Genomic DNA, 13,128 nt, shown 5'->3' on the forward strand with positions numbered 1-13,128 from the left:
ATCGCAAAACATGATGCAGAAAAACGGTTCCGCTTTTATTTTATAATGGACGTGTAGCGCTACAAAAGTAAGCGGTTTCATCGGGCAACCCTTAACCTTAAGGAGGCGCGTCCAGCCGGAAGCATTAAAATTGAGCAGAGAAGGAGATTACGATGAAGAAAAAAAGTTTATTGATCTTACCCTTTGTGATAATACTTTCATTAATGCTGGCAGGCATCTCTAGTGCAGATGTAACCTCTAACTATGTTAACCCGCTTATGGGAGGTGCTGATCCTACAATTGCCAGGGCTGCGGACGGTTATTACTATTCAGCTTTTTCTGGCGATAATAATATCACATTAAAAAGACATGAAACCATTCTCGGCGTATCCACTGCAAAAAGCAAAATCGTTTGGAAGAAACCGAGTAATTTTGGGTTTGTGTGGGGTCCATATATATATAGACTGGAAGGAAAATGGTATCTTTATTTCTCTTCAGGTCCAGAGAAAAGCTTTGGATATGGACATCCAAGTTCCTACGTCCTGGAGAACTCCTCTCCCGATCCTTTTGAAGGAACCTGGGAGCTCAAGGGAGAATCCGCTAATGCAGACAGCGATGGTCAGATTACCACCAAGAAGGGACTTCTGAATACGCAAGGCTATGGTTTGGCATGCGGCGTTGTATCCATTAAAGGGGAAAGCTACTTCACCTATACAAAATACTACTATTTCCCTGACCCTAATGATCCTGCAAAAACCAAATTTGACGAGAGTCCAACGATTGTCAAAATGAAGAACCCGTGGACATTGGAAGGCGAAGAAGGTACAGTGGCAATGCCGCAATATGACTGGGAAAAGCATCACGACAGTATAAATGAGGGCGCTGCAGTAGTTGAACGAAACGGCAAGATCTATTTCGCCTATTCCGCAAGCAGCTTTATGAATGATAACTATTCTGTCGGCGTATCCGTAGCTGATGCAACATCTGATGTTATGAAAGCCGAATCCTGGAAGAAACATCCTGAACCTGTCATGAAACGATCGGATGAAAACAGTTCTTATGGACCGGGATCGCCTTTGTTCCTTAAGTCCGAGGACGGTACAGAGGATTGGATCATGTACCATGGCATACCGACCCATGGACAAGGCGGCGGAAACAGAGGAATAAGAGCTCAACGTATAAATTGGAATGATAATGATTTCATAAATCCCGGAATTCCTTCAAATCCCGGCACCGTTCTGGGCAGACCCTCAGGAGAGGAAAAAAGCGAAATTTATGAAGCTGAGGATGCAAGGTTGTCAGGAGTTTCAAAAGTAGTTGGAAAAAGTGCTTTTGCTTCGAGCAGCGTATATGAAAAATTCAATAACAGCAGTGACAATGACTATGTGGAGTTTACCGTAAACACGAACGCTACAGGAACCTACTCCCTGGATTTCAGATACAATAATAATACGGCGAATGCTGTTACCATGAAATTAGGCGTCAACCAAGAGGCTGCCCGGGATCTTTCCTTTGCCTCTAATGCAGGATTTGCGGCAAACTTCGATATTAAATCAGTATATAACATTAAGCTTAACGCCGGAAGCAACACGATCCGTCTTTCCGGCAAGAGTCCTTTGGCTCTGGATGCCATGATTATAAAAAGAAACACCCTGTATGAGGCAGAAAATGCCGTGCTGTCCGGAAATGCAAAGGTAGATTCAGATCATCCGGGGTACAGCGGAACCGGTTTTGCCGGAGGATTGTGGATTTCCAACTCTGCAGTCACCTTCAAGGTAAATGCCGCTGCTGCAGGCAGCTATTCGGTTAAACTGGGCTACAGCTTAGGGTTTAATGATGACAGAACTCTGAGTATGTATGTAAACGGGCAAAAAATTAAGCAGGTAGATTTCTTTAGTTTAAAAAGCTGGAACAACTGGGCCGGCCGTTATGACAATGTTTTCCTGAAAGAAGGGGAAAATACGATCATGTATAAATATGACGCTGGCGACACCGGCAATGTCAATCTTGACTATATAACAGTAACCGAAGCAGCTACCTGGCATTATGGAGCCGAAGATGCAAAAATTACAGGCCCGAATGACGCTGCAGTCGTTTACGCAAAAGACGGCAATATGGGGACCGGTTATGTAACCGGGCTATCCAGAGCGAACTCATCCGTGGAGTTTTCTGTAAATGTTGAAAATGCGGCGTCTTATGATGTGAAGCTGAGATATGCAAAAGAAGCTGCAGGTACAACCTTAGGCCTGTATTTGAATGGCACTAAGATTAAACACATCACCCTCCCGGTCACCGGCGGACTTACTGTCTGGAAGGAGCAGCTTGAGACTTTAAGCCTGAAAGAGGGGAAAAACACGATCACGTATAAAAATGAAGCGGACAATTCAGGCATAATAAATATTGACAGTATTCATCTTAACAAACGTACTCCCTGGAGGTATCAGGCAGAAGAAGCAGCCAGATCAGGCAGCCTGAAGATTGCCAAAGATCATTTATGGTATGAAGGCAACGGATTTGCAGGCGGATTTGAGCAAACAGGTGATGCGGTCAAGTTTGAAGTAAATGTCCCCAATACGGCTGCCTATTCGTCAACATTGCGATATTCCGGCGCTCAGAGTTCCAATATAACAATGACGATGTATGTTAACGGACAGAGAATTAAACAAGTGTCCTTACCTCCTACAGCGAACTGGGATACGTGGACTAACAGAACAGAGTCAGTGAACTTAAGCGCCGGAAAAAATACAATTGAATTTATCCGTGAAGAAGGAGATACCGGAAGATTCAATATCGACAGTCTCACCATTGATAAAAGCAGCGGCGGATTTATGAGTTCGACTGCCAAGAAAATTATTCCTGAAAAAATGGTTAAAATCCAGCCAAAGCACAGCGGAAAAGCGTTGGATGTGGACAGAGTTTCCAGTAATCCGCTAGCGGTGATTAACCAGTGGGCCAATGGCGACGGAAATAATCAGCTGTGGAGATTTTTGGATCTCGGTACAGGATATTACCAAATACAGTCAGTTCAAAGCGGTCATGTTCTCGACATTCTTCCCGGTTCAGCCATACAGCAGCTCTGTCAGAATACAAAAGCTTCTGGATCCATACCGGATACTCAGCAGTGGAAGCTGGAAAACAGCGGTGACTACTATAAAATAGTTAACAAAAGTAATAATAAAGTAATCACTGTAGAAGGAGCATCCAAAAGTGACGGTGCAGCAGTAAGGTTAGCTGATGACCAGGCCAAGGATAATCAACGCATGAAAATTGAAATTCGCAACCTCAGCAATAGTGAGATCAGCGCATTGACCGGACTACAGGCATCTGACACCGCCGTAAGCGAAGCTGATCCGGAACTGAGTCCCGAAGGTGCAACTTATGATCTGCGTGCACCCGGTGATGTAAGCACCGGTATCACATGGAATATTGCAAGCTCTGTGACCGGAGTGGTATACAATGAAAATCCGGTTACCCAGGATGGCTACTTCATCACCGGAGATGTTTTGACCCTCCGCAGCGATTATCTGAGTGCACTTGGACTTGAAAGCGGCAACCAGGCGGAATTTATAATTTCCTTTGATAAAGGGAATCCGTTCAAGTTCACCGTCAACATTGTTGACAGCTCCGCACCGGTCACACAGCATCCCAGTCCACTAACTGCAAAAGCAACCTTTGAGGATAACCCTGCTGAAAACTAAAAGTTAAATAACCAGTCACCGGAACTCCGCCGGTGACTGGTTTATTTCGTTTTATTTGAACCTAGATGGAGTCTGTGCTCCTGACATGATTCACTTTGCCGCACTTCGGATCAAGCCCGTAAGGGTTGTAATCTCCTGCGGATCACGAGTCGCCCCCAAGATGATCCAGCCGGTACACTGGCCGCGGGGCCCGATATAGACAATTTCACCGTCTATCGTTTTTTGCTTCAAGGAATTGGGTCTGGTTTTACAAGGCTCTAGAGCATACATGCTGTCCCCGATCGCCCGTTTGGCAACTAGTGAACGGGGATAACATTGCAGAGAACGAATCACATAAGCCGCGGCATCTTGTCCTGTGTTCACCAGCATTTCGGCCGTCAACTCCAGGCCCCCGCCTGCGGCACCACAATAATCGCGGACCTGCGGCAGAACGGCCAGCCCTTCCACGGGTTCAGGAACATATTGATAACAGCGGATCGGGTCCAGCCTGGTTCTCGAATCGTAAATGGCAAAAGGATCCTTCTCAGGCGGAGCAGAATCGCGGAGCAGCATTTTGGAGGACGAGACCGGCAGAACATAACTTCCGCCTCCCGATATAAAAGCCCCTGCCAGCTGGATATGATATCCGTCATCAACCGGTTGGGCGGTATCCGTTAAATTCCGCACCGTATCCTCCCGGAACAGCGCAGCTGCCCTGTAATTTGTTACGATCCGGATTGTTTTTTCATACACAGGCGATGCTCCATATCCTCTCACGGGAACGTTGCCCTCCAGACAGATTTGCCGCTCATCCCAGATCAGCCGTACCGATTCCGGCAACGCCGGGGAATAAGACCCGGTCCCATGGACGGTTCTTACCTGATCCGGGGTGCCGAAGATTTCAGGCCCTATAGCAGCCACGGCCGCATAGAAGCCTGAATCCCAGCCCGAATGCTCATTGTCGGACAGATCCACGTGCTCCGGATGCAGCAGATGCCGCTCATCACGCTCCCAGCTGATCTTCTCAGAATCCAGCCTGATTTCCCCAATGTCCATCCCCCGTTCCAGAATCACTGTAAAGACAAGTCTGCCATTGGATATAGTCAGCAGATTAAGCTGTGAGCCAAAGCAATCTGTAACAAGCGTAAGGGTGACAAATCCGCCTTCCGGCAGCGCCTGCGGAATACCCGGCTGCATCCGTGTCAGCGTCAATACGGTTATCCGCTCATTGTCCATTCGGGCCGTCTCCCCATCCGGTGGAACCGGTTATCCCCATATGGCTCATCAGAAACACGGGTTCAAGCTGTTCAAAGCTGGTGATGGTAAGATGAGCGCGGGTAAGCAGCCGCCCGTCTCCGATGCCGACAACGCGCATGCCCGCCCGGATTGCACCTTCTACACCGGCTGCCGCATCTTCAAAGACAAAACAGGCGGCCGGGGCTACACTGATCAGCCGGGCGGCCTGCAGGAATACCTCCGGATCCGGCTTCGCCCTGACAATGCTGTTCCCGTCCACCACCACGTCAAACAGTGGCCTGATGTTCACTTGGTCCAAAATAAAAGGAGCGTTTTTGCTTGCCGATGCAATCCCTGTTTTGATTCCGCATGAGCGCAAATGGCCAAGAAAGTCGCGGACACCGGGCAATACATCAGCGGGCGTAAGCGTTGCCAGGAACTCCTTGTACCACTCATTTTTCCGGGAAGCCAGCGCCTCCTTCCGCTCCGGCGTTACCTCCGTTATCCCGCCGGCCAGAAGCAGAAGTTCAAGCGACTCCATGCGGCTGACGCCCTTCAGCTGCTCATTCTCTCTTTCGCTGAAAGCGAACCCTAACTCCCCGGCAAGACGCTTCCAGGCATTGTAGTGAAATTTTGCGGTATCGACAATGACCCCGTCTAAATCAAAGATGGCTGCCTCAAATGGTTTTGCTCGCAATAGCTTCCTCCCTCCCGTCCAGCTTATGCACTTCATAAGCACCTGGATTAACCGTTACCCGGTAGCGCTCCCCTCGCCAAACGATCTGGAAGCTCAGCTCCTCCCAGCCCTCAGGCAGCCGGGGTTGCAGGTGAAGGGTCTCGCTCCACATCGCACTCGTCAAACCGGCAAAGCCGTAAACGATGAGCTGCCACAGGCCCCCGCAATTGGCGATGTGAATCCCCTCAGCAGCACCCTTTTTCTCCAAGGAGAGATCGATAGCCATCACCTGCTGCAGAAAATCTCCCGCTTCCTCCTTTTGATTCAGCCAGGATGCCACAATGCCGTGAACCGCCGCTGACAAGGAGGAATCATGGGTCGTGATCGGCTCATAATACGCATAGGACGCTTTCATCTGCTCCCGGGAGAATTCCTGTGGAAACAGCAGCATTAATTCCAGAACATCCGCCTGCTTTAACGCCTTGGAGCGATAATTGCGCTCCTGGGAAATAAAATGGCCAAAGGGCCTGGACCTGTCGGTCCAGAGACTTGCAAAATCCACATCTGCATAGGAGCCGAAATCGTCGGATTGCGGAACAATCTCCGTCAGGCTGTCATAAGGCAGCCTCAGCTTCTCCGCCGTGTGCCGGAAAAGCTCCCGTTCACCGGGACGAATATCCAGCAGCTCTGCCGCTGCCGCATAGCTGTCCGGCTTACTGCCTTGCAGGCTGTCCAGACAAGCAACGGTCTGCTCCAGGCTGAATTTGACCATGCGGTTGGTGAAGGCATTGTTGCGGGTAAAGGGCAGATATTCGTCCGGCCCCATAACAGCGAGCAGCTCGCAAGCCCCCTCCCGGTTCCAATCCACCCGGTCACACCAATAACGGGCCGTCTCAACCAGAATATCAATGCCATAGCGCTCCAGAAATTCATTATCTCCTGTAGCTCTCACGTAGTGGAATAACGCATAGACTATATCCGCTGTTATATGTATTTCGTGATCAGCGTACTGCCAGTTGGCACATTGCTCTTCCCCGCTTAGCGAGGACTCCCAGGCATACCGCGCTCCCCGGTATCCATATTTCCGTGCATTGCATCTGGCTCCTTCGAGCGTATTGTAGCGGAACAGAAGCAGATTGCGGGCAGCCTGCGGGTTGGTGTGCAGGTAGAAGGGCAGCAGGTTGATCTCTGTATCCCAGAAATACCTGCCGAAATAGGCCTCGCCGGCATAACCTTTGGCACAGATCGCCACCCGTGCATCCTGTTCCGCATTGGAGCGGATCAGATGATACAGAGAAGCGCGGACGCTTACTTGTGCCAGATCATCACCCTTAATGCGGATATCAGCTGCCTGCCACTTGCTCTTCCAGCTGTCAGCATGCCGGTTATACAGCTGGTCACAGCCTAAATCGCGTGCGCGGCTGAGCTGCATTAGCGCCCTGCTGCGGGCTGTTCCCTCCTCCATATCCCGGTCCGTCGTTACCGCAGTCAGCTTGCTTACAGTCAGCCGGTCACCGGTCTGCAAGCTGCATTCCCCGCGGAGCGCAGCCATCACCCGGGTATGTTCTGCCTGCCAGTTCACCGCTTCAGAGGTTTCCAGCGCGGACAGCATGAAGATTTGATTGCCCTCCTCCGTCAGGGTTTCGAGTGACAGGCTGCCCTCTGATTCCGCCGAGGGAACTATCCGGGCAAAATGATTCATTCCATTGGTGCGCACATCAGCCCGGAGGGTGGCTTTCACCTCCAGCCTGCCTTCGCCTGACAGCACCTCAAGCTGTACCCGCTGGACGCAAAGATGGGGATCCGCCATGCTGATGTACCGGTTAAAGGTACAATGAAGCTGCATGCCCTCTGCCGTTTCCCATATAAATGAACGATGAAGGCTTCCATCCCGCAGATCCAGCCAACGTCTGTAACCGCTGATCCGGCAGCGGTCCATATTCAGACACTCGCCTGCCGACCGAAATTCAAGCCCCAGATAATAAGGGAGATTGACAATCTCCTCCTTCAGCAGCGGATGCCGGCCGACAATGCCCGGAATGAAGGTTCCCTGCTTGGACTTGGGATGCCGCGGCTTCTCAAGCGTGACGTTATCGGGAAAGCGCAGATAATCCTCATCCTGGGGCGCATCGCTGCATCCCTCCTCAAAACTTCCACGGACATGCATGTAGCCGTTCCCCTGGGTAAAGAGCCCCTCATAATGCTTATGCAGTCCGGCCTGATACCCGTTTTCTTTCAGGCACCACAGGTTTTCCTCATTCATCTGCAACCCCTCAGTTTCTCCTGTATTTTTCCTTCAGTCACCATCCGGTTCATCATCCCTTGACCGCTCCCGCTGCAAGTCCGGATACAACCTGCTCCTGCAGCAGCATATAAACCAGGATACTCGGAATAATGACGACCATCGTGGCCGCAAACATGACGCCGTAATCACTGGCAAACTGGCTTTTGAAATAATAGAGCGCAAGCGGCAGTGTCCGGCTTTGATTGCCCGTCGTCAGAATTATAGCGAATTGAAATTCATTCCAGCAGAGCAGAAACTGCATCACACCCGCCGTGCCGAAGCCCGGCTTCGATATGGGCAGAATAATTCTGAAGAATGTCTGGATGAAGCTGGCACCATCCAGGTAAGCCGATTCCTCCATTTCCTTGGGAATTGTCAGGAAATAGCTTGATAGAATATAGAGCGAGACCGGCAATCCAAAGCCGGTATACACGATAATAAGTCCAATCAGCTTGTCGTACAGCCCAAGCGCGTTAACCGTCAAGTATAGCGGCTGCAGCATCGCTGCGCCGGGAATCAGCAGAGAAAGGGAGAACGCTCCCATCAGCAGCTTCTTGCCGCGGAATTGAAAGCGCGCCAGGACATAGGCTGCCATTCCGAGCAGAAGCAGGTTCAATACTGTTCCGAAGATCCCCACGATTACACTGTTGACGTAGAACCGGGAAATCGGCGCAATTTTGAAGGCCATGGCGTAATTTGAAAAGCGGAAGCTGCTTGGCCAGCCGAGCGAATTGCTCAAAATCTCGGCATTGGTCTTAAACGAAGCCATCAGCACCCACAGGAACGGACCCAGCGACAACAGGACAATCAGGAGCACAAACCCGTATTTAAGTACAGCCAAACCTTGTTTCAACATTCTCACCCCATCCGCTCCATTCAGTTTTGGGAGCTGCCTATTCTGAACAGATTTCGGCACAGCAGGACAAAGATCAAGCCAAAGCCGATTAGGAAGACGCCCACTGAATTGGAATAACCGAAGTTGTTGTCCATGAGTGCGGTCTTGTAAATATAAATGGGCAAATTCATTGTTTCATTGCCGGGTCCGCCGCCAGTCGTCATCAATATAATATCCATCTTCTGCAGCATGCTTGTTCCGGCCAGAATCACGCAGGTGCCGATAATATTACGCAGCATCGGAATGATGATGTACAGATTGATCTTCAGGTTGCTGGCCCCGTCGATACGCGCCGATTCAAAGAGACTTTCCGGAATGGCTGCGATCTCGGCCAGGATCAGAATGGTGACGACCGCCGCATAGGGCAACCAGGTCATAGTGACAGAGAAGAAGGCTGTTGCATAATCCATGAACCAGTTCTGAGCATAATCCGCATTCCCAAACAAACGGGCAATACTGTTCACCGCACCGAACTCAGGATTGAGCATACACAGAAACAGCATACCCACAGCTGCGCCCGAGATAATGTTGGGAAACATGTAAACCGTGCGTGCAAACTTCCAGTAGAATTCTTTCATACTGAGAATAATTGCGAAAATTGTGCCGGTGGCCACGTGGATTGTGGACTGGAGCACAACCCAAACACCTGTATTCAGAGCACTCTTGCGAAAATCAGAATCGTCAGTAAACAGCTGAATATAGTTAGCGAGACCGGTAAACACCGGTTTTCGTCCGGCCGACCATTCCGTAAAAGACGTACCGAACAGAATGACAAGCGAGACGGCATAGACAATAATAAACAATGCTACAGTCGGCAACAGGAAAAGCGCGATATACCCCCTATTTTTCCTAACCATCCATATAGTCCTCCCCAATCCTCAGCTTACTGTTTATTTATTTTTGGCTGCAATATCCGTCAGTTCCTTGGCAATCTCTTCTGCCGTTGACCGGCTGGAGACCAGCTTGGGATAAAGGTTCTTCCAGGCATCCGTTACGTTCGGATAGACGATGGAGTCAAGTGTTCGATAATGAAGCTGTGTCTTTTGCGCTACCGTTATAGATTCAACAATAATCGGATATTTCTGTTTAAGAGCATCCGAAGGCTGAATCTCATTCGATACCGGCATCACATTTCCATATTCAAGCGCGATGGCCTGTCCCTCAAGCCCCGTCTTGAAACGGATGAATTTCTCAGCGGCTTCGCGGGTTTCCGGCGTTTTGGCTCCGATCATATAGCCAACCTCATAGGTGGAAATCAGGCTGTTATTCGGATACGCTGCAACACCCACTTTTTTATCGAAATCTTTACTGCTTTTAGTCGGATCGCTGAAATCTCCAATCATCCAGGGACCATTGGCAATCATAGCCGCCTTGCTCTGACAGAAGGCGTTGGCTGCATTGGCATATCCGGCGCCAAGCGCATCCTTAGTCGCATACTTCTCCAATATCTCCTTCATCATGGTAAGCGCCTGAATCATTTCGGGCGTATTGAAGTCGGCAGGGTGTAGTGTGTTCATGAACGATTTGCCGTTATCCCCGTTAGTGCCGATCATGGCAGCAAGAATCAGATTCGTCGTCCAGGCATTCTCCCCGGTCATCAGTGCCAGTGGAACAAAGCCAGCAGCCTTCAGCTTCTCGTTGTTGCTCATGAATTCATCCCATGTTTCCGCCGGCTTGATCCCTGCCTGCTCGAACATTTCTTTATTGTAGAAATAACCGATATTCTGCTTCTGATCGCTGATCGACCAGATCTTTCCGTCCCGGGTATTGGAAGCAAGCGCATCTTCTCCGATGGCTGCCTTCCATTCCGGGTCCTTGTCTAAATAATCATTGAAAGGGGTTGCAAGATTACCTTTGATTAAAACGTCATTAATTCCGTCTTTGCCCATGACGACATCCGGAACATCTCCGGAGGCTGCCAGAATTTTAATTTTGTCAACATATGCGGCATCACTTGGTATTTCTTCAACCACAACCTCCACTTCATTACCATACTTGGCATTAAACTGCTTGATCTGTTCTTCCTCCATCTTGGCTGACGCATGCGTGCCGACCCGGAATGTAAGATAAGAAATTTTCACCGGCGCCTTGGCAGCAGGTGCGTCATTTCCCGAGTCTGCTGTTACGGCCGCTCCGCTGTTCTCTGCTGAATTCTCTGATCCGCATGCTGTAATGGACAGAGTCAGCATCAGAGTGCCTGCTAAGGTAAAGCCCGCTTTGTACAAAGATTTTCTCACAATAAATCCCCCTCTAACTAATTGATGGCTTAATGCAGGGCATAACCCTGCGGCCAATTACGGTTGTTTACAGCTCTCATTGTAAAACAAAGAAAAATGCGAATGAATTCGTTTTTCCGTATGATCTTTTATAATATCTTGAGCAAATAAGGCAAGGCAGCGGGATGAATGAAAGGGTTTTCAGATTTCTTTAACTCTTTATCGTTTTCTTTACTATCTGGCCGGAAAAGGCTGTATTTCAGTCTGCTCGGCTATCCGCCACAATGAAATGATTATATAATGGCTGTACTATAGAATCATCAACCAAGGAGCAACCTGCATGCCCAAAGATCAGATCCTGCAGCGGTTCAGCCTTCGCCACATTTCCGGATGTTTCACCAGCATTCCGGTAAGGAATAAAATTGTAATCATCATCTTTCTGCTGATTCTTCTGCCGATGACATTCGCCGGCTGCTATTTCTATTGGAACATTTCCCAGATTCTAACGAGAAATGCCAATGATAATCTGTCCCTTCTGATCCGCCAGACCAACGATAATATTGAGAAGTCCTTCCAAATTATTGATAATACCTCCCTGCATTTCCTCTCCAATAAAATGTTAAGAAACTGGTTAATCGACGATGTGTCTCTGAGCGATGACTTCTACAAGAAATTCGTCAATAAAAGTGAAATGGAAGAGGATTTGAAGTACAGCCTTATGTTCAACAATGCTTGGAATATCAGCCTGCTATCAACGGCCTATGTATTTTTTGATACCGACAACTATGTATCCGTTCTAAAGTCACCGCCAAATATTGAGCAAATTAATATGAACAATCTCGCTGTCTATCAATCGGTTAATGGCAGAATGGTTCGCGGCAAGGAAATTCTTACGCCAAGCCTCGGCGACCCCACCCTCTATTTCATACGGGTGATGTCCAATATCAACCTTCCCGAGCAGCGCCTTGTGCTGATCTTCGGCACGAATGAAGCAGATTTGGCAGAAGAATATTCCGGGCTGCTCGCCTTCCCGGGCGCTATGGCCTACATTATTGATAACCGGGGAGTCATCTATTCCAGTGCCCATAAGCAGGAGCTGGGTTCCATCGTTTCTCCTGACGTGTTGGAGCTGAAAGATAATACAGAAGTAAGTGAAGTGAAGCTAAACCAGGAGATCTACCTGGCAGCTTCCCGTAGCATCGGCACCACAGGGCTTACCTTTATTGCAGGCATTCCCAAGAAGCAGGTACTCGCCAAATTGTCCGGGAGCATGCGCAATTATATTTGGATTATCGCGCTGATTGCTTTCGTATCGCTTGCAGCAGGCGTTCTGCTGTCTCTTCGCTTTACCCGGGTCGTCCGTGATCTGCTGCGGAGTATCCGAAAGGTAAAGAAAGGGGATTACAACACAAAGATGCCGGCCTACAAAGATGTGGAGCTCAATCAGTTGAGTACCACCTTCAACAACATGACGGACGAAATCAATTATCTCATCAAGGAAGTGTATGAGAAGCATTTGCTGGTCAAGGAGTCAGAGATCAAATTCCTGCAGGCTCAGATGAATCCTCATTTTCTGTTCAATACGTTAATTACCATCGGCTACAAAGCGAAATTATCCAAAGATGAGACCGTTTACAAAATGGTAACCTCCCTTACAGAACTGCTTCAGGCAAGTATTAATTCGAACAGTCTGGCCAAAATCCCGATTCGTCAGGAACTGGACTTCATCAGATTTTATCTTTATCTGCAAAAAGAAAGGTTTGAGGACAAACTGGAGTATTCGGTCCAGATCGAGGATGATGCCATATTGGATCTGCTGCTTCCCAAGCTGAGTGTTGAACCCCTGGTGGAAAATGCCGTGGTTCACGGTGTAGAAAAAAAGCTGGGCAAGGGAATCATCCACATCCGCATTTACCGCCGGAACGATTCAGTCTATTTTGAGATCACGGATAATGGCAGCGGATTTGAGCATGTGCCCCGGAATTGGAGTAATTTCGAAAGCCTCACCATGCGCAAACAAGGCCACAACAATATTGGCCTGATTAACACGCATAAACGGGTTATGCTGATCTACGGCGAGCCTTATGGAATTAATGTCGAGAGCGAACTTGGGGCAGGAGCCAAAGTCACCCTGCACATACCGGCAGATCAGGGGGAACTATAAC

At 49.0% G+C, this 13,128-nt stretch carries 8 protein-coding genes; 2 read left to right on the forward strand and 6 right to left on the reverse strand.

The genetic code is table 11. The features are described from left to right. Positions 1-152 precede the first annotated feature (152 nt). Positions 153-3,677 (forward strand): CBM35 domain-containing protein, encoded by a 3,525-nt coding sequence (locus AC3WT9_RS09240; protein WP_341378252.1) that lies wholly within the window; start codon positions 153-155, stop codon positions 3,675-3,677. A gap of 90 nt (positions 3,678-3,767) precedes the next feature. Here AC3WT9_RS09240 and AC3WT9_RS09245 read toward each other — a convergent pair whose 3' ends face one another. The 6 genes from AC3WT9_RS09245 to AC3WT9_RS09270 are packed head-to-tail and all read right to left on the reverse strand — an operon-like array spanning position 3,768 to position 10,984. Then, entirely contained in the window at positions 3,768-4,892 is a 1,125-nt protein-coding gene (locus AC3WT9_RS09245) for a DUF4432 family protein (protein WP_341092210.1), read from the reverse strand. Further along, positions 4,882-5,589: a beta-phosphoglucomutase gene (gene pgmB / locus AC3WT9_RS09250; RefSeq protein WP_341092209.1), complete on the reverse strand. Its 708-nt coding sequence runs from the start codon at positions 5,587-5,589 to the stop codon at positions 4,882-4,884. The genes AC3WT9_RS09245 and pgmB overlap by 11 nt, the downstream gene beginning before the upstream one ends. Then, positions 5,570-7,831, reverse strand: a complete 2,262-nt coding sequence (locus AC3WT9_RS09255) for a glycoside hydrolase family 65 protein (RefSeq protein ID WP_341378251.1) — start codon at positions 7,829-7,831, stop codon at positions 5,570-5,572. Before AC3WT9_RS09255 ends, pgmB begins: the two co-directional genes overlap by 20 nt. Positions 7,832-7,883: 52 nt before the next feature. After that, positions 7,884-8,708, reverse strand: a complete 825-nt coding sequence (locus AC3WT9_RS09260) for a carbohydrate ABC transporter permease (RefSeq protein ID WP_341097637.1) — start codon at positions 8,706-8,708, stop codon at positions 7,884-7,886. 20 nt (positions 8,709-8,728) lie between these two features. Beyond that, entirely contained in the window at positions 8,729-9,604 is an 876-nt protein-coding gene (locus AC3WT9_RS09265; protein ID WP_341092206.1) for a carbohydrate ABC transporter permease, read from the reverse strand. 33 nt (positions 9,605-9,637) lie between these two features. Then, positions 9,638-10,984: an ABC transporter substrate-binding protein gene (locus tag AC3WT9_RS09270; protein ID WP_341378250.1), complete on the reverse strand. Its 1,347-nt coding sequence runs from the start codon at positions 10,982-10,984 to the stop codon at positions 9,638-9,640. A 319-nt stretch (positions 10,985-11,303) separates the two neighbouring features. Here AC3WT9_RS09270 and AC3WT9_RS09275 point away from each other — a divergent pair, with 319 nt between their 5' ends. After that, on the forward strand, positions 11,304-13,127 hold the full coding sequence (locus AC3WT9_RS09275; RefSeq protein WP_341092202.1) for a sensor histidine kinase: 1,824 nt from the start codon (positions 11,304-11,306) through the stop codon (positions 13,125-13,127). Position 13,128: the final 1 nt, after the last annotated feature.

It is taken from the genome of Paenibacillus sp. EB106-06-01-XG199 (assembly GCF_058791575.1).

Coding starts and splice junctions, on each gene's coding strand:
- AC3WT9_RS09260 (WP_341097637.1), bottom strand. CDS start 8,708: ATGTTGAAACAAGGTTTGGCTGTACTTAAATACGGGTTTGTGCTCCTG.
- AC3WT9_RS09245 (WP_341092210.1), bottom strand. CDS start 4,892: ATGGACAATGAGCGGATAACCGTATTGACGCTGACACGGATGCAGCCG.
- AC3WT9_RS09255 (WP_341378251.1), bottom strand. CDS start 7,831: ATGAATGAGGAAAACCTGTGGTGCCTGAAAGAAAACGGGTATCAGGCC.
- AC3WT9_RS09265 (WP_341092206.1), bottom strand. CDS start 9,604: ATGGTTAGGAAAAATAGGGGGTATATCGCGCTTTTCCTGTTGCCGACT.
- AC3WT9_RS09240 (WP_341378252.1), top strand. CDS start 153: ATGAAGAAAAAAAGTTTATTGATCTTACCCTTTGTGATAATACTTTCA.
- AC3WT9_RS09275 (WP_341092202.1), top strand. CDS start 11,304: ATGCCCAAAGATCAGATCCTGCAGCGGTTCAGCCTTCGCCACATTTCC.